This is a genomic window from Micromonospora sp. DT47 (assembly GCF_049844475.1).
In the GTDB taxonomy this organism is placed as follows: domain Bacteria; phylum Actinomycetota; class Actinomycetes; order Mycobacteriales; family Micromonosporaceae; genus Micromonospora.
In genome coordinates this window covers 144283-168009 of the sequence record NZ_JBNCLC010000002.1, presented here as the reverse complement: position 1 = coordinate 168009, position 23727 = coordinate 144283, and the positions used below count along the sequence as shown (strand labels likewise).

21 protein-coding genes and 1 pseudogene are annotated in these 23727 nt (G+C 73.5%); 12 read left to right on the top strand and 10 right to left on the bottom strand.

The features are described from left to right. Window positions 1-4 precede the first annotated feature (4 nt). Together ACLQ2U_RS03380 and ACLQ2U_RS03375 are read left to right on the top strand one after the other, a co-directional pair. Window positions 5-991, top strand: coding sequence for an ABC transporter ATP-binding protein (locus tag ACLQ2U_RS03380; protein WP_425749035.1), 987 nt, complete (start codon window positions 5-7; stop codon window positions 989-991). Then, entirely contained in the window at window positions 988-2085 is a 1098-nt protein-coding gene (locus tag ACLQ2U_RS03375) for an ABC transporter ATP-binding protein (protein ID WP_425749034.1), read from the top strand. The genes ACLQ2U_RS03380 and ACLQ2U_RS03375 overlap by 4 nt, the downstream gene beginning before the upstream one ends. A 51-nt stretch (window positions 2086-2136) precedes the next feature. Here ACLQ2U_RS03375 and ACLQ2U_RS03370 read toward each other — a convergent pair whose 3' ends face one another. Next, entirely contained in the window at window positions 2137-2607 is a 471-nt protein-coding gene (locus tag ACLQ2U_RS03370; RefSeq protein ID WP_425749033.1) for a hypothetical protein, read from the bottom strand. Further along, window positions 2589-3248 (bottom strand): HNH endonuclease family protein, encoded by a 660-nt coding sequence (locus ACLQ2U_RS03365; RefSeq protein ID WP_425749032.1) that lies wholly within the window; start codon window positions 3246-3248, stop codon window positions 2589-2591. Before ACLQ2U_RS03365 ends, ACLQ2U_RS03370 begins: the two co-directional genes overlap by 19 nt. 107 nt (window positions 3249-3355) lie before the next feature. On the opposite strand from ACLQ2U_RS03365, the gene ACLQ2U_RS03360 reads away from it, so the two are divergent. Together ACLQ2U_RS03360 and ACLQ2U_RS03355 are read left to right on the top strand one after the other, a co-directional pair. Next, complete coding sequence (locus ACLQ2U_RS03360) at window positions 3356-4843, top strand: MFS transporter (RefSeq protein WP_425749031.1); 1488 nt, start codon at window positions 3356-3358, stop codon at window positions 4841-4843. Window positions 4844-4877: 34 nt separating this feature from the next. Beyond that, window positions 4878-5081, top strand: coding sequence for a DUF1737 domain-containing protein (locus tag ACLQ2U_RS03355; RefSeq protein ID WP_425749030.1), 204 nt, complete (start codon window positions 4878-4880; stop codon window positions 5079-5081). A gap of 48 nt (window positions 5082-5129) precedes the next feature. Here the strand turns inward: ACLQ2U_RS03355 and leuA are convergent, their stop codons facing one another. Together leuA and ACLQ2U_RS03345 are read right to left on the bottom strand one after the other, a co-directional pair. Then, a complete protein-coding gene (gene leuA, locus ACLQ2U_RS03350) occupies window positions 5130-6875 on the bottom strand; it encodes a 2-isopropylmalate synthase (RefSeq protein ID WP_425749029.1) in 1746 nt (581 codons plus the stop codon). Between the two features lie 241 nt (window positions 6876-7116). Then, window positions 7117-8427, bottom strand: coding sequence for an MFS transporter (locus tag ACLQ2U_RS03345; RefSeq protein WP_425749028.1), 1311 nt, complete (start codon window positions 8425-8427; stop codon window positions 7117-7119). Window positions 8428-8504: 77 nt separating this feature from the next. Here ACLQ2U_RS03345 and ACLQ2U_RS03340 point away from each other — a divergent pair, with 77 nt between their 5' ends. Next, entirely contained in the window at window positions 8505-9494 is a 990-nt protein-coding gene (locus tag ACLQ2U_RS03340; RefSeq protein WP_425749027.1) for an ArsR family transcriptional regulator, read from the top strand. A 12-nt stretch (window positions 9495-9506) separates the two neighbouring features. On the opposite strand, the gene ACLQ2U_RS03335 is transcribed toward ACLQ2U_RS03340, so the two are convergent. Then, on the bottom strand, window positions 9507-10037 hold the full coding sequence (locus tag ACLQ2U_RS03335) for a nitroreductase family protein (RefSeq protein ID WP_425749026.1): 531 nt from the start codon (window positions 10035-10037) through the stop codon (window positions 9507-9509). A gap of 84 nt (window positions 10038-10121) precedes the next feature. Continuing rightward, window positions 10122-10913: a hypothetical protein gene (locus tag ACLQ2U_RS03330; RefSeq protein WP_425749025.1), complete on the bottom strand. Its 792-nt coding sequence runs from the start codon at window positions 10911-10913 to the stop codon at window positions 10122-10124. 249 nt (window positions 10914-11162) lie between these two features. On the opposite strand from ACLQ2U_RS03330, the gene ACLQ2U_RS03325 reads away from it, so the two are divergent. Both ACLQ2U_RS03325 and ACLQ2U_RS03320 read left to right on the top strand, forming a co-directional pair. Continuing rightward, window positions 11163-12428: an aspartate kinase gene (locus tag ACLQ2U_RS03325; RefSeq protein WP_425749024.1), complete on the top strand. Its 1266-nt coding sequence runs from the start codon at window positions 11163-11165 to the stop codon at window positions 12426-12428. 5 nt (window positions 12429-12433) lie between these two features. Beyond that, the gene (locus ACLQ2U_RS03320) at window positions 12434-13495 is read left to right on the top strand and encodes an aspartate-semialdehyde dehydrogenase (protein ID WP_425749023.1); all 1062 of its coding nucleotides are present in this window, start codon (window positions 12434-12436) and stop codon (window positions 13493-13495) included. A 120-nt stretch (window positions 13496-13615) separates the two neighbouring features. On the opposite strand, the gene ACLQ2U_RS03315 is transcribed toward ACLQ2U_RS03320, so the two are convergent. After that, the gene (locus tag ACLQ2U_RS03315; protein ID WP_425749327.1) at window positions 13616-14992 is read right to left on the bottom strand and encodes a diguanylate cyclase; all 1377 of its coding nucleotides are present in this window, start codon (window positions 14990-14992) and stop codon (window positions 13616-13618) included. A gap of 243 nt (window positions 14993-15235) precedes the next feature. On the opposite strand from ACLQ2U_RS03315, the gene ACLQ2U_RS03310 reads away from it, so the two are divergent. Next, on the top strand, window positions 15236-16015 hold the full coding sequence (locus ACLQ2U_RS03310) for a phosphodiesterase (RefSeq protein WP_425749022.1): 780 nt from the start codon (window positions 15236-15238) through the stop codon (window positions 16013-16015). 189 nt (window positions 16016-16204) lie between these two features. On the opposite strand, the gene ACLQ2U_RS03305 is transcribed toward ACLQ2U_RS03310, so the two are convergent. After that, a complete protein-coding gene (locus ACLQ2U_RS03305; protein WP_425749021.1) occupies window positions 16205-17002 on the bottom strand; it encodes an alpha/beta fold hydrolase in 798 nt (265 codons plus the stop codon). Between the two features lie 322 nt (window positions 17003-17324). Between ACLQ2U_RS03305 and ACLQ2U_RS03300 the strand changes: the two genes are divergently transcribed. Next, complete coding sequence (locus ACLQ2U_RS03300) at window positions 17325-19037, top strand: bifunctional metallophosphatase/5'-nucleotidase (protein WP_425749020.1); 1713 nt, start codon at window positions 17325-17327, stop codon at window positions 19035-19037. Between the two features lie 220 nt (window positions 19038-19257). On the opposite strand, the gene ACLQ2U_RS03295 is transcribed toward ACLQ2U_RS03300, so the two are convergent. After that, on the bottom strand, window positions 19258-20538 hold the full coding sequence (locus tag ACLQ2U_RS03295) for an MFS transporter (RefSeq protein ID WP_425749019.1): 1281 nt from the start codon (window positions 20536-20538) through the stop codon (window positions 19258-19260). A gap of 137 nt (window positions 20539-20675) precedes the next feature. On the opposite strand from ACLQ2U_RS03295, the gene ACLQ2U_RS03290 reads away from it, so the two are divergent. After that, window positions 20676-21149: a hypothetical protein gene (locus ACLQ2U_RS03290; protein ID WP_425749018.1), complete on the top strand. Its 474-nt coding sequence runs from the start codon at window positions 20676-20678 to the stop codon at window positions 21147-21149. An 18-nt stretch (window positions 21150-21167) separates the two neighbouring features. Here ACLQ2U_RS03290 and ACLQ2U_RS03285 read toward each other — a convergent pair whose 3' ends face one another. Beyond that, the gene (locus ACLQ2U_RS03285; protein WP_425749017.1) at window positions 21168-22274 is read right to left on the bottom strand and encodes a calcium:proton antiporter; all 1107 of its coding nucleotides are present in this window, start codon (window positions 22272-22274) and stop codon (window positions 21168-21170) included. A gap of 93 nt (window positions 22275-22367) precedes the next feature. Here ACLQ2U_RS03285 and ACLQ2U_RS03280 point away from each other — a divergent pair, with 93 nt between their 5' ends. Both ACLQ2U_RS03280 and ACLQ2U_RS03275 read left to right on the top strand, forming a co-directional pair. Next, window positions 22368-22529 carry a hypothetical protein gene (locus tag ACLQ2U_RS03280; RefSeq protein ID WP_425749016.1) on the top strand — a complete coding sequence of 54 codons (162 nt, stop codon included), beginning with the start codon at window positions 22368-22370 and terminating at the stop codon, window positions 22527-22529. 364 nt (window positions 22530-22893) lie between these two features. Beyond that, window positions 22894-23340 (top strand): annotated as a pseudogene (locus tag ACLQ2U_RS03275) (SRPBCC family protein); the annotation flags it as partial. Between the last annotated feature and the right edge of the window lie 387 nt (window positions 23341-23727).

The following is a 23727-nucleotide window of genomic DNA, read 5'->3' as shown; positions in this document are numbered from 1 at the left end:
CCCGATGAGCCTGCTCGACGTACGCGACCTGAGCGTGGTGTTCCAGCGGCGGGGCGAGCGGCCGTTCACCGCCGTCGACAAGGTGAGCTTCAGCGTGGAGCCGGGGCAGACCGTCGGCCTGGTCGGCGAGTCCGGCTGCGGCAAGAGTGTGACCAGCCTGGCGATCATGGGTCTGCTGCCGAAGCGGGGCAACAAGGTCACCGGCGAGGTGCTCTTCGACGGCGCCGACCTGCTCAAGCTCCGCCCGGACGACATGCGGGACCGGCGCGGCCGGGACATCGGCATGATCTTCCAGGACCCGCTCTCCTCGCTGAACCCGGTGATCCCGATTGGCGTTCAGGTCGCCGAGGTGTTGGAGCGGCACCAGGGGATGGGCCGCAAGAAGGCGCTCCGGGAGGCCCGGGAGCTGCTCGACGCGGTCGGCATCCCGGACCCGGACCGGCGGTTGGTGGAGTACCCGCACCAGCTGTCCGGCGGCATGCGGCAGCGCGCGCTGATCGCCATCGCGCTGGCCTGCAAGCCGCGGCTGCTGATCGCGGACGAGCCGACCACCGCGCTGGACGTGACCATCCAGGCGCAGATCCTCACCCTGCTCAAGCAGCTGGTCGACGAGACCGGCACCGCGCTCATCATGATCACGCACGACCTGGGCGTGGTGGCCGGCCTCTGCGACACGGTCAACGTGCTCTACGGCGGCAAGGTGGTGGAGCGGGCGCCGCGGCACGAGCTGTTCGCCCGGGCGCGGCACCCGTACACGCACGGGCTGCTCAGCTCGGTGCCGCGGCTGGACTCGCCGCGCGGCGAGCGGCTGCACGCCATCCGCGGCTCGGTGTCCGACAACATCCCGTGGGCGGAGGGGTGCGCCTTCGCGCCCCGCTGCGACAACGTGGTGGACGCCTGCCTGGAGGGCTCGCCTCCGCTCGAGCCCACCGCCACCGGCGGCGACCTTCGCTGCAACAACCCCGTTTCCGAGGAGGTGGCGGTACCGTGACCGAGCGGACCGGACCACTGGTCGAACTGCGTGACCTCAAGGTCCACTTCCCGATCAAGAGCGGCCTGCTCTTCGACCGCACCGTCGGGTACGTCTACGCGGTCGACGGCGTCTCGCTGTCGATCAACGCGGGTGAGACGTACGGGCTGGTCGGTGAGTCGGGCTGCGGCAAGTCCACGCTGGGCCGGGGCCTGCTCCGGCTGGTCGAGCCGACCGATGGCGAGATCGTCTTCGACGGCACCGACGTCCGCCAGCTCAAGGGCGAGACGATGCGCCGGGCCCGGCGCCGGATGCAGATGATCTTCCAGGACCCGCTGTCCAGCCTCGACCCCCGGCAGTCGGTGGAGTCGCTGCTGGTCGAGGGGCTCAAGGCGCACGGGCTGGCCGACGACAAGGCGGAGACGAGCAGGCGGCTGCGGGAGACCCTGGACGCGGTCGGCCTGCCCGCCTCGGCGCTGAGCAAGTACCCGCACGAGTTCTCCGGCGGCCAGCGGCAGCGGATCGGCATCGCCCGGGCGCTGGTGCTCAACCCGGAGCTGATCGTCGCCGACGAGCCGGTCTCGGCGCTCGACGTGTCGATCCAGGCGCAGGTGCTCAACCTGATGGAGGACCTGCAGAACGAGCGCGGGCTGACGTACCTGATCATCGCGCACGACCTGGCGGTGGTCCGGCACATCGCCGACACGGTGGGCGTGATGTACCTGGGCGGACTGGTGGAGGAGGCGTCCAGCGACGACCTCTACCGCGAGCCGATGCACCCGTACACCAGGGCGCTGATGTCGGCGGTGCCGGTGCCGGACCCGCTGGTGGAGGATCGCCGTGAGCGGATCCTGCTCGCCGGTGACCTGCCCTCGCCGACCAACCCGCCGGCCGGGTGCCGGTTCCACACCCGGTGCCCGTGGGCGCAGCCGACCCGCTGCGCCGACGAGCGGCCGGCGCTGCGCGAGGTGGTCACCGGTCACCGGGTGGCCTGCCACTTCGCCGAGGACATCGCGGCCGGGCGGATCCGCCCGCACGAGGTCGAGCCGGAGCTGGTCCGGCCGGACGACGGGGCGGCACCGGGTGACCCCGGCGAGCTGATCCCCACCCCGTGAGGACGTGACGAGGCCCCCTTCCCCGCCCGGGGAAGGGGGCCTCGTCGGGTCTCAGCCCTCCGGCCGGTTGAGCAGCGCGACCGCGATCGCGTGCACCGCGTCCAGGCCCGCCGGGTCGTCCAGTTTCGCCTTCGCGCCGGTGACCGCGTACCACTCGTCGGCGTCCTTGTACTGGACCGCGAGGGTGACCTGGCCGTCGGCGTACCCGGTCTTCAAGGTCAGCTCGCCGGTGACCACGCCGACCTCGTCGGTCATCACCCCGCCCGGCCCGGCGGTCAGGTCCGCGGTCAGCTCCCGCGGTGCTCCGGTGCCGCCCGCGTCGGCGTGCATGCCGGCGCCCGGCACCTCGGCGGACTCGGCCGGCCTACCGTCGGCATTCATCCCGGCGGTGGTGGCGCCGGGCGCCGGCGCGGGGCCGGCACCGCCCTCGCCGATGGCCGCGGCGGTGCCGTCCCCGCCGGCGTCCGGCATCTTCTCCGGGGCGGGCCTCGCCCCGGCCCCGGTCACCGCTTGCTCGCCCATGTGCAACCCTCCAACATGTCGCCGAGAGCGGCCTTCTCGGCACTGGTCACCGTCAGCCGCCAGTAGTGTTTGACCGTCACCCAGTTTTCCGCGTACTTGCACCAGTACGAGCGGTTCGCTGGCTTCCACTGCGACGGGTCCTGGTCACCCTTTGCCCGGTTGGAGGTCGCGGAAACCGCGATGAGCTGCGGTCGGGTCACGTCGTTGGCGAAGTTGCCACGCTTCGCGTCGTCCCACTCGTCGGCCCCGGAACGCCAGGCGTTGGCGAGCGGGACCATGTGGTCGATGTCCACGTCGGAGGGATCGGTGAAGGTCCGGCCGTCGTAGACGCTCGACCACCGCCCGGCCACCACGTTGCAGCCGGAGAGCCGGATGTCCTTCCCGTCCCGCTTCAACACGCTGTCCCGCACGTCGCAGTTCGTGCCGGTGTCCCGCCAGTGCGGGAAGCGTGCCCGGCTGTAACCCTTCATCGAGCCGGCGGACGCGACGGTCAGCTCGGCCAGCTGCTCACCGACGTTGCCGGCGCCGCTCGGCGGCGCCTCCGGCTCGTCGATGGCGATGTCGCAGCCACCCACGCCGAGGGCGAGCGCCGTGGCCAGCGCGGCCGCCACCGCCGCACGGGCTCCTGATCTGGTACGCACAGACGACACCTCTCCAGCTTGCGGGCTCCGGGCGATCCCGCACAGTACCCAAGCGTGGTTTCCGCGTTTCGTGGCGTCTCCACGGCGGTCCGGGCAGATTGGTACCCATGACGACTCCCGCTCACGCGCTCCGGGTGGGCACCCCCGCCGGTCGGGGAACCCTGCTCGCGGCGATCCTCGCCTCCGGCATGGTCTTCCTCGACAGCACGGTCGTCAACGTGGCACTGCCCCGGCTCGGCGCCGAACTCGACGCCACCGTCGCCGATCTGCAATGGACCATCAACGGCTACCTGCTGATGCTCGCCGCGTTCGTGCTGCTCGGCGGGGCGCTCGGGGATCGCTTCGGCCGGCGGCGGGTCTTCCTGCTCGGGGTGGTCTGGTTTGCGGTCGCCTCCGTCCTCTGCGGCCTGTCGCAGGACACCGGCCAGCTGATCGCCGCCCGCTTCCTCCAGGGGGCCGGCGGCGCGCTGCTCACCCCCGGCTCACTGTCGGTGCTCCAGGCCAGCTTCCACCCGGACGACCGGGGCCGGGCCATCGGCGCCTGGGCCGGGCTCTCCGGCGTCTCCACCGCCCTCGGCCCGCTCCTCGGCGGGTGGCTGATCGACGCCCTCTCCTGGCGGTGGATCTTCTTCATCAACCTGCCGCTGGCGGTGGCCGTGGTGCTCGCCGCCCTGCGCTGGGTGCCGGAGAGCCGGGACGAGGACGTCTCGCGTACCGGGGCGGGACGCCGCCGGTTCGACGTGACCGGGGCGCTGCTCGGCGCCCTGGCGCTCGCCGGCATCACGTACGCGCTGATCGACGCCCCGGCGCGCGGCGTCGGCTCGCTGCCGGTGCTGGTGGCCGCGCTGGTCGGCGTCCTCTCCGCGGTGGTGTTCGTGCTGGTGGAGCGGCGGCGTGGGGACAGCGCCATGCTCCCCACCGGACTCTTCAGCAGCCGGCTCTTCTCGGTGCTGAACATCTTCACCGTGGTGGTCTACGCGGCGCTCGGCGGTTTCACCTTCTTCCTCGCCGTCTACCTGCAGAACGTGGTCGGCTGGTCGGCGCTGCGCACCGGCCTGGCCACCATCCCGATGACCGTGCTGCTCCTGCTCGGCTCGGCCCGGGCCGGGGCGCTCGCGGCGAAGATCGGCCCGAGGCTGCCGCTCACCGCCGGCCCGGTGATCGCCGCCCTCGGCCTGCTGCTGCTGCGCGGGGTCGGCCCGGGCGCGTCGTACTGGCGGGACGTGCTGCCCGGGGTGACGCTCTTCGGCCTCGGCCTGACCCTGGTGGTGGCGCCGCTGACCGCCTCGGTGCTGGCCGCCGTCGCGGACCGGTTCGCCGGGGTGGCGAGCGGCTTCAACAACGCCGCGTCCCGGGCCGGCGGCCTGCTCGCGGTGGCCGCGCTGCCGCTGCTGGTCGACCTCTCCGGCACCGGGTACGAGCAGAGTGCCGCGCTGACCAGCGCGTACCGGGGTGCCCTGCTCTGGTGCGCGGGCGGGCTGCTGGCCGGCGCGGCGATGGCCGCCGTGCTGATCCACCGCCCACCCCGGGAGGCCCCGCCCTCCCAGCCCTGCCCCTCCCTGCCCGCCTCGACCCCGCCGGAGAAGCGCCGCTGACCCGGCGAGGCGCCACCGTTGCTACGGTCCGTGGATGGACGATCATGATGGCCGGCTGCGCTACCGGCTGCTGACCGGGCCGGACGACGCCGACTTCTGCCGCCGGGTCAGCGAGGCGCTCGGCGACGGCTACCGACTGCACGGCTCCCCGGCGATGACCTTCGACGGTGGGCGGGTGGTCGTCGCCCAGGCGGTGGTGCTCGGCGACGGCTGGTCCGCCGGGGTCACCCCGGTCTGACCGCGCGTCGGCCGGGGCCCGGCCGGAGCCGGGCCCCGGCCCCGTACGTCAGCCGCGAGCGCGGTTGACCGCGCTGGTGACCGCCTTGATGGAGGCGGTGACGATGTTCGCGTCCGTGCCGACCCCCCAGACCGTACGACCGTCCACGTCGCACTCCACGTACGCGGCGGCCTGCGCGTCACCGCCCGAGGAGAGCGCGTGCTCGTGGTAGTCGAGCACCCGCACCGCCACGCCCACCGACTGGAGCGCGTTGACGTACGCGTCGATCGGGCCGTTGCCGACCGCGGCGAGTGACCGCCGCTGGCCGCCGAGACCGACCTGGGCCTCGATCTCGACCTTGCCCTCGGCGGTGCCGATCGTGTAGTCGGCCAGCGTGAGGGCCGGGTCCACCTGATGGTCGAGCAGGTAGTTGCGGGCGAAGATCTCCCACATGGTGCCCGGGTCGACCTCGCCGCCGTCGTGGTCGGTGAGCTGCTGGACCACCCCGGAGAACTCGATCTGGAGCCGGCGCGGCAGGTCGAGCTGGTGCTCGGTCTTCATGATGTACGCGACGCCGCCCTTGCCGGACTGCGAGTTGACCCGGATGACCGCCTCGTAGGTGCGGCCCAGGTCCTTCGGGTCGATCGGCAGGTACGGCACCGCCCAGGTCTGCTCGTCGACCGGGACCCCGGCCGCCGCCGCGTCCGCGGCCAGGGCGTCGAAGCCCTTCTTGATCGCGTCCTGGTGGGAGCCGGAGAACGCGGTGTAGACCAGGTCGCCGGCGTACGGGTGGCGCTCGGGCACGGGCAGCTGGTTGCAGTACTCGACCGCCCGCTTCACCTCGTCGATGTTCGAGAAGTCGATCATCGGGTCGATGCCCTGGGAAAAGAGGTTCAATCCCAGCGTCACCAGGTCGACGTTGCCGGTGCGCTCGCCGTTGCCGAACAGGCAGCCCTCGATCCGGTCCGCGCCGGCCAGCAGGCCCAGCTCGGCGGCGGCCACCCCGGTGCCCCGGTCGTTGTGCGGGTGCAGGCTCAGCACCAGGCTGTCCCGGCGGGGCAGGTGCCGGTGCATCCACTCGATCGAGTCGGCGTACACGTTCGGCATGGCCATCTCGACGGTGGCCGGCAGGTTGACGATCAGCTTGCGGTCCGGGGTGGGGTCGACCACCTCGATGACCTTGGCGCAGACCTCCAGCGCGTACTCCAGCGCGGTGCCCGTGTAGGACTCCGGCGAGTACTCGTAGTGGATGTCGGTGTCCGGGGTGTGGATCTCCGCGTACTTCTGGCAGAGCCGGGCGCCCTGGGTGGCGATGTCGGTGATGCCGTCCCGGTCCAGGCCGAAGACCACCCGGCGCTGCAGCGTCGAGGTCGAGTTGTAGAAGTGCACGATCGCCCGGCGCGCGCCGCGCAGCGATTCGAAGGTCCGCTCGATCAGGTGCTCCCGGCACTGGGTGAGCACCTGGATGGTGACGTCCTCCGGGATCAGTTCCTGCTCGATCAGCTGCCGGACGAAGTCGAAGTCGGTCTGGCTGGCCGACGGGAAGCCGACCTCGATCTCCTTGTAGCCCATCTGCACCAGCAGCTGGAACATCCGGCGCTTGCGCTCCGGGGACATCGGGTCGATCAGCGCCTGGTTGCCGTCGCGCAGGTCCACCGCGCACCAGCGCGGCGCGACCTCGACGTGCCGGGTGGGCCAGTTGCGGTCCGGCAGGTCGATCCGGAACTGCTGCTGGTAGGGCTGGTAGCGCGCGAAGGGCATCCGGCTGGGGCGCTGCCGGGCGATCGGATCGGTCTCGGTGACGGGTTGAGCCATGGCGGAGAGCTCCCGTGGGTCATGTCGGGCGTCAGCAATCGGAAGGCGTCGGCGAGGTGCCGGGCGACGGTGCCCGAGCGGGTGCCGAGGAGAAGTTCGGATGTGCTGGACGGCGCGGTTCGACTCCGCGACGAGGTGCCGGCCGGTCAGGCCTCGTCGCGGCGACCAAGGAGGAGGTACGCCCGCCACATGACAGAGTGACCCTACGTGATGGGCCGGGGGGTGGGAAGGCAGGTCCGGACTATGAGACCGGAGCCGCAGCCGGAGTCGTAGCCGCAGCCGCAGCCGCAGCCGCCGGCTCCGGCTCCGGGGCCGGCTCGCCGAGCCGTGGGCGGCGGGCCGCCCAGCCCACCAGCGGCATCGCCGCGAGCGCGGCGACGGCGAACATCGCCGCCATCGGGAGCCAGCCCCACCCGCCGGTGCCGACCCCGAGCGCGGTCAGCCCGGCCGGGGCGGCAAGGTACTGCAGCTGCCCGCCGAGCCGGAAGGCCCCGACGTACGCGCCGCGGTGCGTGGCTGGCGGCAGGGTGCTGGTGAGCCCCCACATGCCCGCCGACTGGACCAGTTCGGCGAGGGTGAGCACCACCGCCGCGATCACCAGCACCACGATCGTGGCGACCCCGCCGGTCAGCGTGGAGATCGGCAGGACCAGGCAGAACAGGGCGATCAGCAGCCCGCCGGTGCGCAGCGCCCGGCCGGCGCCGGGGGTCGTGTCGGCGCCCCGGCTGACGCGGACCTGGAGCAGCACGGCGAGGATCGTGTTCAGCAGCACCAGCGCGGCGATCAGGATGCGCGGGGCGTCGGTGTGGCTGAGCACCCAGAGCGGGAGCACCACCAGGTAGAGCGTGCCGTGCGAGCTGAGCAGCCCGGACAGCAGCGACACCGCCATGAACGGCCGGTCGCTCAGCACCGCCAGCCGGCTGGTCTTCTCCGCCGGCCGCGTCGCCTCCGGGATCCGGGGCAGCCGCCGGACGAAGACCGCGGTGACCAGCATCATCGCCGCGTTGAACCAGACCATTCCCCGGTACGCGGCCATCGTGTCCACCGCCAGCACCACGCCGCTGATCACCGCGCCCAGCCCGAAGCCGACGTTGAGCGCCGAGCGCTGGTAGGCGAGCGCGGTGACCCGCTGGTCCGATGGGAGCACGTTGATCGAGTAGACGTGCCGGGCCACCCCGGCGGTCGCGTCCACCGCGGCCAGCGCGACCACCACGGCGAGGAACCCGGCGAAGCTCCCCACGAACGGGTACGCCCCGAAGAGCGCCGCCTCGGCCAGCAGCCCGACCAGCCAGATCCGCCGCGCGCCGTACCGGTCAGTGAGCGCGCCGAGCGGGACCGTGCCGAGCAGGGACACCCCGGCGGCCAGCGAGAGTCCGAGCCCCACCTGGGTCGGGCTCAACCCGAGCGCCCGGGTGAAGAAGACCGCGCTGCCGGCCTGGAAGAGGCCGTGGCCGATCGCGTAGACCGTGGCCTGCACGGCCAGGGCGCGGGTCAGCCCGGCCGGTGGTACGACGTCCCGGACGGCGGTGCGGATGGTGTTCCTGGTCCCCATGGCCGCCGAGCCAACCGTGCCCCCCACCGGCGGGTCGAGCCTTTTAGGCTGGGCCGAATTCTCGACGGGGGTGAAGGATGTCCCAACTGCGGTTCGGCGCGGCCGACGTCGCGGGCGTGCGGCTCGGGGTCTCCCCGGTCTGGGAGACCGTCTCCAGCCACTGGGCGCTCCGCGAGCCGGTCCGCAACGCGGTGCACCTGCCCTGGATCGACCGGGCCCGGGCGATCGTGCGGCGCCCCGAGGTGGCCGCGCGGGTGGGGCCGCTGGTCGAGCTGACCGGGCTGCGGCGCTGGCTGCCCGATTTTCTGACCCCGCCGCCGTCCCGGCCGGACGTCACCTTCGACGAGCAGCTCGACCAGATCGCCGCCACCGGGCCGGACGTGGTGGTCCGCGACCTGCTGGCCACCACCCGGAAGCGACCGCTCGGCGCGTTCGGCCAGGCGCTCCTGGTCGAGCCGGCCGCCCTGCTGCCGTGCCTGGTCACCGCCCTGCGGGTCTGGTACGACGAGGCGATCGCCCCGGACTGGCCGCGGATGCGGGCCCTGCTGGAGGCGGACATCGCCCACCGGGCCGGCCTGCTCGCCGAGCAGGGCGCCGGCCAGCTCTTCGACCGGTTGCACCCCACCCTGCGCTGGGCCGGTGACCGGGTGGTCAGCGACGACCCGTGGCGGCTCGACTTCGACCTGGGCGGGCGGGGGCTGGCACTCAACCCCGGCGTCTTCACCGGCCGCCGGGTGCTGTGGAACCTGCTGGAGGCCTCGCCGCCGGGCGGGACGTACCCGGTGCGGGCGGTGGCCACCCTCTGGGAGGCGGTCCCGTCCGCGGCCGGCGATCCGCTGGCCCGGGTGATCGGGGCGGGCCGGGCGGCGCTGCTCGCCCGGCTGGACACCGCGTCCACCACCACCGACCTGGCGCTGCGGACCGGGATGTCGTGCGGCAACGTCTCCCAGCACCTGGCCGCCCTGCACGCCGCCGGGCTGGTCTCCCGGGTCCGGCAGGGCCGGCACGTGCTCTACCGGGGGACCGAGGCGGCGGCCGTCCTGCTCCGGGCCAGCCGGGGCGAGTGACCGCCGGCCGGGTCAGCGGAGCAGCAGGGCGGCGACCGGGCGCCGGCGGCGCAGCGCGGCCTCCCGGTGCCGCAGCTCCTCGGGGAGGCTGAACGGGTCGCCGAGCCGCCCGACGGCGGCCACCACCAGCGGGCGTACCCCGGGCGGCAAGGCCAGCTCGGCGGCGAGCGTGGCGCGGTCCAGGCCGGTCAGCTGGTGCACGTGCAGGCCGAGCGCGGTGGCCTGCACGGTCAGGTGGGCCATCGCCTGGCCCAGGTCGTACGCCGCCCGCTCCGGGTCGAGGCCGGCGTGCGCGCCGACCACCAGTGCGGCGGCGTGCCGCGCCCAGCGCTGGTCGCCCGCCGGCAGGCTGACCAGGATCCGCTTCCACGTCTCGTCGTCCCGGTGCCCGAGGGCGAACCGCCAGGGCTGGGCGTTGCCCGTCGAGGGTGCCCAGCGAGCGGCCTCCAGCAGCGAGGCCGCCTCGTCGCCGGTCAGTTCGGCGTCCGGGTCGAAGGCCCGGGGACTCCAGCGGTACGCGAGCAGCGGGGTGAGGTCGGTCATAGGGAGAGCGTCCCGTATGGGCGATTCGCCGGAAGGGCCGGGTCGGACAGATGTGGCCAAGAGCACCCGTAACGCCACGCCGGGTCAGGACGTTCCCGCGCCCGGGCTCCCCGACGGGGTCGGCGCGGCGACGCCCAGCGGCTCGGCATCCACCACCGGGCCGGCCAGCGGCGCGGTGGCCGGCGCCGGCCCGGGCGGCCCGGCCAGGGTCAGCGTGCCGAGCGCCGCCCGCACGAAGGTGGGTGTGCCGTCCCGGTCGTAGCAGTAGATGCCCACGTCCAGCGGCGGGTTCAGCGAGGCGGAGGTGGTTTCCACCGCGTAGCAGCTCCCGGTCGCGCCGGGCGGAGCAGCGGCGGCGGAGACCGAGAGCGGCGCCCGTCGGTCGGTGAGCACCGGCAGCCAGTCGGTGAACGGGTGCTGCACCCGTGGGTCCAGCCGGCGGGGCAGGACGTCGTCCCGGTCGCCGAGGCGTACGCAGCTGGCGGCCTCGGGTCGTCCGGCCGACGGCAGGCCGCACTGGAAGAGCCCGTCGGCGGTGGCGGCGAGCGACACGTCGGCCGTGCCGCCGAGCGCCCCGCCCGGGACGTCGACCCGCCAGGTGCCGTCGTTCGCGCTGGTCACCGTGATGTCCCGGGCCGGGCCGTCGGTGCCGGTCAGGGTGTACCGGGCGGTCAGGTGGCGGTCCTGCGCCGCCGCCGCCAGCGCGGCCAGCTCATCGCGGGCCGCCTCCACCTCCGTCGGCGCGGCGGCGGTGGACGCGGGTGGGGTCCCGGAGGCCGTCACCGGCCCGTCGGCGGTGCAGGCGGCGAGGAGCGCCGGGAGGATCAGGGACAGGGCGCCGGACATCCGACGCGCCGTGCGCGGGTGGGCATGCACCGGAACATTCTGCGCCGTGCCGGCGCCGCCGCCGGGCCCGTCCGAGCGGTGGCCCGACGGCGTGTCGCGCGCCGCCGGACCTGCGCCGGGACCCACCGTCCGACCGTCGGCTCCCGCCGGATGGTGGGGTCACCTGACCCGGCCTCGTGGACCGCCCGATACCCTGAGGAGGTCTGACACGCGCCGCCGGACTCCGACGCCGGCGGCGTCGGCACGCTCAGGGTCGTCGCTGGGAGGGAGTGCACCGTCGTGGCACTCGTGGTGCAGAAGTACGGCGGGTCCTCCGTCGCCAACGCCGAGCGGATCAAGCGGGTGGCCGAGCGCATCGTCGCCGCCCGCAAGGCCGGCGACGACGTCGTGGTGGTGGTCTCCGCGATGGGCGACACCACCGACGAGCTGCTCGACCTGGCCAACCAGGTCAGCCCGCTGCCGCCGGGCCGCGAGCTGGACATGCTGCTCACCGCGGGGGAGCGGATCTCCATGGCGCTGCTCGCCATGGCCATCCACAACCTGGGGTACGAGGCCCGCTCGTTCACCGGTTCGCAGGCCGGCGTGATCACCACCTCGGTGCACGGCAGGGCGCGGATCATCGACGTCACCCCGGGCCGGCTCAAGGGCGCGCTCGACGAGGGCGCGGTGGTGATCGTCGCCGGCTTCCAGGGCGTCTCGCAGGACACCAAGGACGTCACCACGCTTGGCCGGGGCGGGTCCGACACCACCGCCGTGGCGCTCGCCGCCGCGCTGGACGCCGACGTCTGCGAGATCTACACCGACGTGGACGGCATCTTCAGCGCCGACCCGCGGATCGTGCCCAACGCCCGGCACATCCGGCAGATCACCTACGAGGAGATGCTGGAGCTGGCCGCCTGCGGCGCCAAGGTGCTGCACCTGCGCAGCGTGGAGTACGCGCGGCGCGCGGGGTTGCCGATCCACGTCCGTTCGTCATACTCGACCAACACCGGCACCATGGTCACCGGATCGATGGAGGACCTTCCCGTGGAACAGGCACTGATCACCGGGGTCGCCCACGACCGCAGCGAAGCCAAGATCACGATCGTCGGCGTGCCCGACGAGCCGGGTGCGGCCGCGCGGATCTTCGACACCGTGGCCGGTGCCGAGATCAACATCGACATGATCGTGCAGAACGTCTCCACCGAGGGCACCGGCCGGACGGACATCTCGTTCACCCTGCCCAAGACCGACGGCCCCACCGCGATGGCCGCGCTCAGCAAGATCCAGGAGCAGGTCAAGTTCAAGGGCCTGCTCTACGACGACCACGTCGGCAAGGTGTCGCTGATCGGCGCCGGCATGCGCTCGCACCCCGGTGTGGCCGCCGGCTTCTTCTCCGCGCTCGGCGCGGCCGGTGTCAACATCGAGATGATCTCCACCTCGGAGATCCGGGTCTCCGTGGTCTGCCGGGACACCGACCTGGACAAGGCGGTCCGGGCCATCCACGACGCGTTCGAGCTCGGCGGCGATTCCGAAGCCGTGGTCTACGCGGGGACGGGACGGTAGCGCCGATGACGGCGCTGCCCACCCTTGCCGTGGTCGGGGCGACCGGTGCCGTCGGCACCGTGATGTGCGAGCTGCTCTCCTCCCGGCGCAACGTGTGGGGCGAGATCCGGCTGCTCGCCTCCGAGCGCTCGGTCGGGCGGACGGTGCGCTGCCGGGGCGAGGAACTCACCGTCCAGGCCCTCACCCCGGAGGCCTTCGACGGCGTCGACGTGGCGATGTTCGACGTGCCGGACGAGGTCTCCGTCGACTGGGCGCCGGTCGCGGTCGCCCGGGGCGCGGTGGCGGTCGACAACTCCGGCGCGTTCCGGATGGACCGGGACGTCCCGCTGGTGGTGCCGGAGATCAACCCGGAGCAGGTGCGCAACCGGCCCAGGGGGATCATCGCCAACGCCAACTGCACCACCCTCGCCATGATCGTGGCGATCGCCCCGCTGCACCGCGAGTACGGGCTGCGCGAGCTGGTGCTCGCGTCGTACCAGGCGGTGTCGGGGGCGGGTCAGGCCGGCGTGGACGCGCTGCACCTCCAGCTCGGGAAGATCGCCGGTGACCGGGTGCTCGGCTCCCGCCCCGGCGACGTGCGGCAGGCGGTCGGCGACGAGCTCGGCCCCTTCCCGGCGCCGCTGGCGCTCAACGTGGTGCCGTGGGTCGGGTCGTTCGGCGACGGGGGCTGGTCCTCCGAGGAGATGACGATCCGCAACGAGTCGCGCAAGATCCTCGGGCTGCCCGACCTGAAGGTCTCCGCCACCTGCGTACGGGTGCCGGTGGTGACCGGTCACTCGGTTGCGGTGCACGCGGTCTTCGCCACCGAGGTGGACGCGGAGAGCGCCCGCGAGGCGCTGCGCAACGCCCCCGGCGTGATCCTGGTCGACGACCCGGCCGCCGGCGAGTTCCCGATGCCCATCGACGCGGTCGGCACCGACCCCTCCTGGGTGGGCCGCATCCGCCGCGCCCTGGACGACCCCAGAGCCCTCGACCTCTTCGTCACCGGCGACAACCTCCGCAAGGGCGCCGCCCTCAACACCGCCCAGATCGCCGAACTCCTGGCCAGGGAACTGACCCCCCGCTGACCCCTCCCCCCTCCCCCCTCCTCCCCGCCCCCGCGATCTTGCACTTCGTGCCCGGGCAAATGGGGCGACGGCCGCGAATCAAGGGCCGAAAGTGCAAGATCGCGCGGCGCCGGGGTGCGGTCAGGCGGCGGAGAGGCGGACGGCGTCGCGGCCCTGGCGTTTCGCCGTGTAGAGGGCCTGGTCGGCGCGGCGGAGGGTGACCTCCGCCGGTTCCCCGGGGTGGGGGAGGGCGACGCCGACGCTGATGGTGCGGCCGGTGCGTCTCGCCGCCTCGGTGAGGCGCTCGGCGATCCGGACCGCCTCCTCCGGGCGGCTCACCTCGATCACCGCGACGAACTCGTCGCCGCCGGTCCGGTACAGCTCGTCGCCGTGTCGCAGCGCCCCCTCCAGGGCCCGGGCCAGGCTGACCAGCAGCCGGTCGCCGGCCTGGTGGCCGTACGTGTCGTTGACGGTCTTGAAGCCGTCCACGTCGATGGCGAGCAGGGCGGTACGCCCCGGCGTGGCCGCCGCGATCCGCCGGCCGAACGGCCCGGTGTGCCGCAGCCCGGTGAGCGGGTCGGAGCTGGCCTGCTCGCGCAGCTGGGCGAGGGTACGCAGCCGGTCCAGCGCACCCCACGCCTGCCCGGCGAGCAGCTCGATCAGGTTGACCGTGGTCGGGTCCGGCTTCAGCAGCCGCTCGTCGGCCACCAGCAGCACCCCGCCGGAGTCGGGCGGGCCGACCGGCACCGACACCAGGGTCCGCACCCCGGCCCGGGCCAGTGGCAGGTACTCGTCGGTCGGCGGATGCCCCGCCTCGCCCAGCGTGTACGCCGAGCCGTGCCGGTGGGCGCGGGTGACGATCCGGCCGAGCGGACCCGCGCCCGCCTCGGTCAGCTCGGCGCGGATCCGGGACTCCAGCTCCCCCGGAGCTCCGGTCGGCGCGGAGAGCCGTGGGCCGCGCCGGCCGTGGAGCACCAGCACGGCGGCGGCGAGGGTGGAGACGTCCCGCGCGGCGCCGATCGCGGCGGTCATCAGGTCCCACTCGGTGGGGGCGGAGGTCATCGCGGTGGCGTGCCGGAGCAGCTTCTCGCTGCGGCTCTCGGCTGGCGGGCCGCCGAGGGCCGTGATCCGGGCGCCAAGTCGGTCGGCCAGCCGCTCGGCGGTCTCCCGCCACCGGTCCAGCTCGGCCGGCTCGCTCCACTGCAGGTCGAGCACGCCGATCGGGCGGCCCGCCGGGTCGCACACCGGTACGCAGATCTCGGCGGTGACGTCGGGGCGTAAAGGGAGGTAGTCGGGGTCGTCGGCGACGTCGGGGACGGTGGCGCCCGCGCCGGAGGCGTACACCCGGCCGACGATGCCGGACTTCGGTGGCACGGTGGAGAAGACCTGCCAGGAGCCGGTCGCCGCGACGCAGCGGAGCCGGTCGTGGACCTGGAGCAGGACGGAGATCGTGGCGGGGGCGTGCCGGGCGAGCGTGCTCACCGTCCACTGGCACGCCTCGACGGCGGTCGACGCCATCGGCAGGCGGACCGTGACGTCCCGGACGACTCGCTGGTGATCCACGTCTTTCCAGGTGGGGGAGGGGCCCGGTCGGCGCCGGGACTGCGATCAAGCGTACTCAGCCCGTCGCGCTCCGCCCACGGCAAGATCACCCAGCGTTCGTACACATGTGCCATCCACAGGCTGTGGACGCGGCCTGTGGGTACCCGGCGGGGGCCTCCGGGGGGTTAGCGTGAGGGTCCCGGTCGCAGTGGAGGAGCCATGCTCATCGCCCAGCTGAGTGACCCGCACCTGACCACCGGCGTGCTCGCCGACGCTCCCGCCGCCGGGCTGCACCGCGCGCTCGGCCGCGCGCTGGCGCTGCGCCCCCGCCCGGACTGCGTGGTGATCACCGGCGACCTGGTCGACCAGGGCCGCCCCGACGAGTACGCGGCGCTGCGCGAGCTGATCGGCCGCTACCCGCTGCCGGTGCACCTGGTGACCGGCAACCACGACGACCGGGAGTCGCTGCTCGACGCCTTCGGCGGCACGCCGTACCTGGGCGGTGGCTTCTCCGCGTACTACCACGTCGATCATCCGGATATGACCGTCGTGGTGCTGGACTCGCTGGTGCCCGGTGAGGGCGGCGGCCGGCTCGGCGACGACCAGCTCGGCTGGCTCGACGGCGTGCTGGCCGGCCGTCCGGAGGTGCCGGCGATGGTCTGCCTGCACCACCCGCCGGCCGCCGTCGGCGTCCCGGCCGCCGACGCGATCCGGCTCGCCGACGGCGACGCGCTCGCCGAGGTGATCCGCCGGCACCCCCACGTGGTCCGCGTCGCCGCCGGCCACCTGCACCGCGCGGTGACCACCGGGTACGCCGGCACCGTGCTCACCGTCGCGCCGAGCACCTGGCGGCAGGCGTCGCTCACCATGACCGCCGACGACGAGATCGGTTGGGTGGACGAGCCGACCGCCTTCCTGCTGCACCGGGTGACCGGGGGCGGCTGCGTCACGCACACCGTGCAGGTCAGCCACGCCGCCGGGCAGACCTGCGGGTTCTGAGCAGGCCCCGACGGTGGACCTGCTCTGGTACGTCGCGCACGGATCGGACCTGCACCCCGCCCGGCACCGAGCTTGACCTGGTCGACGTGGCGGTGGCCGACAGCCGGGCCACGGTCGGCCCGGGCCGGTACGAGACGCGGCACCCGGGCACTGACCGGCCCCGGGCCGGCCATGCCGGGGGGCCGCCGGTCAGCCGAGCAGGGCGCGGCGCAGTGCGGGGGCGAGCCGCTCGGCGGGCACCTCGTGGAAGCCGCCCTCCAGGCTGACGTGCCGGGCGCCCGGGACCGCCTCGGCGGTCGCCCGCGCCGCGGCGCGCAGCCAGGCCGGGCTGCCGGTGCTGTCCACCACGACCGTCGGGGCGGTGATCGCGGCGAGCCGCCCGGCGGGGAGCGTGCCGTCGCCGGTGACGGTGCTGTCGTAGACCAGCGTCGGGGCCATCGCCTCCAGCCACGGCCACATCGGCTGCCCGCGCATCCCGCGCACCTGCTCGGTGGGGATGCCCACCGCGTCCACCATGAAGCACTCGACCGCGTCACCCCGCAGGCCCGCCGCGACCAGCTCGGCCAGCCGCCCGGCGATCGACGTGCGGGACCCGGCGTGCGGCCCGACCTGGAACGGCGGCTCGAACAGGGCCAGCCCGGCGACCGGCAGGCCGGCGGCGGTGGCCAGGGCGGCGAGGATCGCCCCGGACGAGACGCCGTAGAGGTACGCGGTGCCGCCGGCCGCGTCGATCACCGCGGCGAGGTCCTCGATCTCCCGCTCGACCGCGTACGGGGTGGTGTCACCGCTGTCGCCCCGGCCACGCCGGTCGTAGCCGAGGACGGTGAAGTCCGCGGCCAGTTCGGCGGCGATCGCGCGGGTGGTGGAGCGGTCGTTGAAAGCGCCGCCGACCAGCACGATGGCCGGCCCGTCGCCGGAGCGCTCGTACGCGATGGTCGTGCCGTCGGCGGAGCGCGCCGTGCCCACCGTCAGGGTCGTCCCACTCATCTCCCGGATCCTTCCGTCGTCCGTCGTCTCCATCCTGGTCGGAGCCACCGACGGAAATCCGACGGCATGCGTGGCTGCTCTTTCACCTACCCGTCATGTCGGAATGGTCCGAACGTCCGGCCCGGGTCACCTCACGTATCCGCAGGTCTGTTCGACTTGCCCGGTCGACCGGCGGTGGCAGGAGATGAGAGGCTGTCCTTCGAAGAGAGCGGCGACCCCCGACCGCCGCCCTCCGCGATCGACCCCTGTCACGGCACGGATCAGGGTTCCCGGGCGAACCATCGCCCGCGAGCGTCCAACGCCGAACCTCACGAGGAGTTCCATGTCCGTCCCCGGGATGCGTCGGGCCGCCATCGGCCTGACCGCACTCGCCGCGGCCGCGCTGAGCACGGTCGCCGTCCACCCGAGCCAGGCCGAGGCCGGTCCCCCGCCGGTCGACGTCAAGCTGCTCGCCATCAACGACTTCCACGGCAACCTCGAGCCGCCGACCGGCTCCAGCGGCACCATCGCCGGGCAGCCCGCCGGCGGCGCCGAGTACCTCGCCACCCAGCTCGCCAAGCTGCGCGGGGCCACCGAGGAGGAGCAGGAGCGCACCATCACGGTCGCCGCCGGCGACCTGATCGGCGCCTCCCCACTGCTCTCCGCCGCGTTCCACGACGAGCCGACCATCGAGTCGCTCACCATGGCCGGGCTGGACTTCGCCAGCGTCGGCAACCACGAGTTCGACGAGGGCGCCGCCGAGCTGCTGCGCATCCAGAACGGCGGCTGCCACCCGGTCGACGGCTGCGCCGACGGCACCCCGTACGCGGGCGCCGGCTTCAAGTACCTGTCCGCGAACGCGTTCAAGACCGCCACCGGCCAGCCGCTGCTGCCGCCGTACGCGGTCAAGAAGGTGGAGAACGTCAAGGTCGGCTTCATCGGGATGACCCTGGAGGGCACCCCGCAGATCGTCAGCCAGGAGGGCGTCGCCGGCCTCACCTTCGCCGACGAGGCGGAGACCGCCAACAAGTACGCCCGCATCCTGCGCGCCCAGGGTGTGGAGACCATCGTCGTGCTGCTGCACGAGGGCGGCCAGCAGGAGAGCACCGGCGGCATCAACGACTGCAACGGCTTCACCGGCCCGGTCGTCGACATCGTCAACCGGATGGACCCGTCGATCGACGCGATCGTCAGCGGGCACACCCACCAGGCGTACAACTGCGAGATCAACGGCAAGCTGGTGACCAGCGCCAGCTCCTTCGGCCGGCTGGTCACCGACATCGACCTGCGGATCGACCGCAAGACCGGCGACGTGCTCACCGCCAGCGCGAACAACGTCGTGGTCACCCGGGACGTCACGAAGGACGCGGCCCAGACCGAGCTGATCACCCGGTACAAGACCGCGCTCGGCCCGGTCGCCATCAAGGTCGTCGGCGAGACCGCCGAGCCGCTCAACCGCGTCCAGGAGACGCTGTTCGGCACGGCCAAGGGTGAGTCCCCGCTCGGCAACGTCATCGCCGACGCGCAGTTCGCAGCGACCGACAACGAGCAGGGCGCGCTCGGCGCGTTCATGAACCCCGGTGGTGTCCGCGCCGACCTCGACGCCGGCCCGGTCACCTACGAAGAGGCATTCACGGTCCAGCCGTTCGCCAACAACCTGGTGACGCTGGACCTCACCGGGGCGCAGCTCTACTGCGTGCTGGAGCAGCAGTTCGTGGTCGGCCGGACGCTCTACCCGTCCTCGTCGGTCCACTACACGGTCGACGTGAACGGCGTCACCGGCACCACCACCGACCCGTGCGCCGGCACCCGGGTCGTCCGGGGCAGCCTCAGCCTCGGCGGCGTGGCGGTCACCGACGCCGGCACCTACCGGGTCACGGTGAACAACTTCCTCGCCGGCGGCGGGGACGGTTTCTCCGTCCTCAAGGGCGGCACGAACCAGGTCACCGGCATGATCGACCTGGATGCGTTCGTGGCGTACCTGACCGCGTCCTCGCCGGTCTCCGCGCCGACGCTGGACCGGATCCGTACCACCGCCGAGGTCCCCGTCGCCTGACGGCAGGACCCCCGCGCGCAACGGGCCCCGGAGCATCCGCTCCGGGGCCCGTCCCCGTTCCCCGCCCCGCCGTGCCGGCCCGTCCGGCAGATCCGATCTTGGTGGGTGCGGCCCGGCGCGGCGGGCGTGGGGCGGGCGCGGTCCGACGCGGGCGCGCGGGCAGGTGCGTGCGGGCGTGGGCCCGGTGGGTCGGGGGTGGTGTGAGCCTGCCGGGCCGTGATCAGGCGGGAACGCCCTCGGCGGCCCGGTCGGCTGCCGGGGCGCGGCCATCCTGGACCGCGGTGAGCAGCGGGCGCAGGGAGAGGGCCACCACCGAGGCGGCCAGGCAGCCGCCGACCACCACCGCCACCCAGACCTTCCCGTCGGCGGCGCCGATCAACGGTCCGGCGGTGACCGGGCCGATCACCCCGCTGATCCCGAAGATCATCGAGCTCATCGCGTTGTACCGGCCGCGCAGCTCGTCGGTGGCGAGGGCGTTGGTCAGCGCCGGCATGACCGGCGACAGCATCGTCTCGCCGAAGCCGAAGATCGCCGCGCAGGCCACCACGCCGAGCGCCGCGACCAGCGCGTCGCCCGTACCGACCTGGCCGGCGGCGCCGAGGACCAGCCAGGCGGTCGCGAAGACCGCGCCCACCGCGACCAGCGCCCCGGTCCGGCTGCGCCCCTCGATCCGGCGGAGCACCAGCAACTGGGAGAGCACGATCATCACCGTGTTGGCGGCCAGCGCCCAGGCGACCACCCGTGGGGTCACCTCGGCCACCCGGATCGCGTACGCGGTGAAGCCCACCTCGATCTGGGCGTACCCGCAGGTGGTGAGGACCAGACCGAAGATCACCAGGCGCCGGAACGGGCGGTCCCGGAGGACCGTGAGGTAGCCCCCGGCCGAGGTCGCCGCCCCGGTCGCACCGGCGGCGACGAGCCGGTGCCCGACGTGCGGCAGGCTCAACAGGATGATCGCCGGGGTGAGGTAGCTGACCGCGTCGATCAGGTAGATCAGCTGGAAGGTGGCCGGCCGGGCGGTGTCCACGATGGCGCCGGCGGTGAGGCCGCCAACGCCGATGCCGAGGTTGAGCAGGGCGAAGTTCAAGCCGTACACCCGTTGCCGCTCGTCGTCGGCGGTGAGTGAGGCCAGGATGGTGTTCTGCCCCGACCAGATCGCCGAGCTGCCGACCGCGATCACGGTGGCCACGCCGAACGCCGACGCCGTCGAGTCGACCAGCGCCAGCGCGCCGGTGCCGATCGCCTCGACCAGCAGGCACGGCAGCACCACCCGGCGCGCGCCGAACCGGTCGATCAGCGTCCCGCCCAGCGGGGAGAGCGCCAGGGTGACCGCGCCGTACCAGCCGATGACCAGGCCGGCACGCGGGTCGGAGAGGCCCCGCACGTCGGTCAGGTAGATGAAGAGGAACGGCAGGGTCAGGCCGCGCCCCACGGCGGACAGCAGGGTGCCGAGCAGGATCCGCCGGGCTTCCGGACGGCGAGGGAGGGCGCGACGCAGCATGCCGCGATTCTCCGCGCAGGGTACGACGGCCCGCGAACCGTTTACCGTCCGTCCGGCGTGGCGGCCGATCGCACGTGACCAAGCGCACGTCCGCGTCGGCCCGTCGGCCTGTCGGGGTGCTCTGCCATGCTGGCCTGGTGACCGTGACCTGGCGACACCTGCCCGCACCGGCCCGCGAGATCGCGCTGGCCGCCACCGAGGCGGTGGACGCCGCGAAGGACCGCGACGACGAGGCGTACGAGGCGGCGGTCGCCCGGCTCGCGGCCGCCGAGCGGTCCGGCCTGGTCCTCGGCGCGGTGGTGCGGCTGCTGCTGGAGGAGACCCACCCGGACGGGTTGGACGGCGACGACGTCCGGCGGGTGCTGGAGCAGTGCGTCCGGTCGGCGGCCGGATGGCGGCCGGACGTAAGCCCGCACGTGGTGCTGGTGCTGCTGGCCGGTGCGCTCGGCGTCTACAACCCGGGCGAGGACGACTCCCCGCCCGACCCGGCGGCGATCGCCCGGCACGCCCCGCTGCTCGTCACCGACCTGATCGCGGCGACGGGCCGGCCGGTGGCGGGCTACCTCGACGCGGCGTTCGCCGAGATCGAGCGCACCGAGCGGCACGACTGACCGGCCCGGCGCCGCCGGTCAGGGGCTGGCGGCGAGGAAGACGAAGGCTGCGAGCAGCACGAGGTGCACCCCGCCCTGGAGCACGGTCGCCCGGCCCGGCACGACGGTGAGCACCCCGGTCACGGCGGTGAGCGCCAGCAGGGTCAGCTGGGTGCCGCCCAGGCCGAGCAGCAGCGGGCCCTCCAGCCAGATCGAGGCGAGCGCGATCGCCGGGATGGTCAGTCCGATGCTGGCCATGGCGGAGCCGAGGGCGAGGTTCAGGCTGATCTGCACCTGGTCCCGGCGGGCCGCGCGGGCCGCCGCGAGGGTCTCCGGGAGCAGCACGAGCAGCGCGATGACCACCCCGACGAATGCCTGCGGCAGGTCCGCCGCGGCGACCCCGGCCTCGATGGCGGGCGAGACGCTCTTCGCCAGGCCCACCACCGCGATCAGCGAGACGACGAGCAGGGCCAGGCTGGCCAGCGCGGTACGCGCCGACGGCGGGTCGGCGTGCCCGTCGCCGTCGGCGTCCAGCACGGTCCCGTCGCTGGTGACCGGGAGGAAGTAGTCCCGGTGCCGTCCGGTCTGCACCATCACGAACAGCCCGTAGAGGGCCAGCGAGGCGACGGCGGCGAAGGCCAGCTGGTCGGGGGAGAACTCGGGCCCGGGCCGGCTGGTGGTGAAGGTCGGCACGACCAGACTCAGCGTGGCCAGGGTGGCCACCGTCGCCAATGCACCGCCGGTGCCCTCCGGGTTGAACACCGCCACCCGACGCCGGAGCGCGCCGATCAGCAGGGACAACCCGAGGATGCCGTTGCAGGTGATCATGACCGCGGCGAAGACGGTGTCCCGGGCCAGCGCCTGGGTCTTGTCCCCGCCGCTGATCATCAGGGTGACGATCAGCGCCACTTCGATCACCGTGACCGCCACCGCGAGCACCAGCGAGCCGTACGGTTCGCCGACCTTGTGGGCGACCACCTCGGCGTGGTGGACGGCCGCGAGGACCGCGCCGGCCAGGAAGGCCGCGACCACCGCGACCAGCACCGCCGGCAGGTCACGGCCCCAGGTGAGGATCAGCAGCACGACCGCGAGCGCGGGTACGACGAAGGTCCAGTCGGTCATCCGGGAGCGAATCAGCGCGGCCATCCGCCAACCTTGCCAGGAAAAATGATCAACTGCCCCCGCGTGCGCACTTCACCGCCCGATCGCGTCGCCCGATTTCGGAAGGAAACACCCCGCATGAGAGACGTCGCGAACGAGGCCGCCCGGTTGGCCGAGCGCCGACTACGCGAGTGGTGTGACCTCGGGTACGCCGACTGGCTCGCGATGGTCGACGAGAAGGAGACCCGGCAGTGGCCCTCCACATCGGCCATTCGGCGGCACCCGGATCGGCGACGGTGACGGAGCCACCCAGCCGGCGGCCTCGAACGTCAACTTCGTCGCGGGCGAGACGGCCGCGAACCTCGTCGTGGCGGGGGTGGGCCCTGACGACCAGGCGGTCATCGTCAACAACAGTCCGGTCAACACCCACGTGATCGTCGACGAGGCGGGGCACTTCATCGCCGCCGCGTCCTGACCCGCGTACCTCTGAAAGGAGCCGGCGCCCCGGGATCAGCGGGGCGGACGCCGGCTGGGCCTGTCGTGGGGCCGGAACAAACCCGTCGATCCGGTTGAGCCGTCCCTCCGGGGGTACGGACTTCCTTGCACGCGAAGGACGGATCCCTCCCGGGTGGAGGGAGGTTCGACCGGAACGAGGAGGAGTGTCATGACCACCAAGGTCGAGAAGTCGATCGAAGTCGGCGTCCCGGTCAGCACCGCCTACAACCAGTGGACGCAGTTCGAGGAGTTCCCCCGCTTCATGGGCGGCGTCCAGGAGGTGCGTCAGCTCGACGACAGGCGGATGCACTGGGTGGCCCAGATCGCCGGGGTCAAGCGCGAGTGGGACGCCACGGTGCTCGAGCAGGTACCGGACCAGAAGGTGGCCTGGGCGGCCACCGAGGGCGCGACGAACGCCGGCGCGGTCTACTTCCAGCCGGTGGGCGCCGACCGGACGATGGTCCGGCTGCATCTGGAGTACGAGTCGGAGGGGCTGGTCGAGAAGGCCGGCGACAAGCTGAACATCGTCGAGAAGCAGGCCGAGTCCGACCTGGAGAAGTTCAAGAGCTTCATCGAGTCGCGGGGCGCCGAGACCGGCGCCTGGCGCGGCTCGGTGGGTGAGGGCCACGGCGTCGGCACGCCGGGCGTGGCGCACGCCGCCTCGTCGCGGGGTGACAGCGGCAAGGCCGGCGTCTCCGGCACGGCGGTCGCGGCCGGCGCCGCCGCCGCGGGTGCCGCGGCCGCCGCGGGTACGGCCGCCGCCGCCAACCGGTCCTCGGACGACGACGACCGCACGGCCGGCAGCACCGAGCCGGAGTACGTGGTGACCGAGGTCGAGGTGGTGCCGGAGACCGGCACCACGCCCTACCCGGGTGGCCCGGTCAGCGAGCCGAACCGCCCCATCTGACGTACCTCTGTGAAGGGCTCGGCGGCCCGACCACCCGGTCGGACGCCGGGCCCGCGTCTGTGCCCGGCACCGGGAGTGGCCCCGCCGAACGCGAAC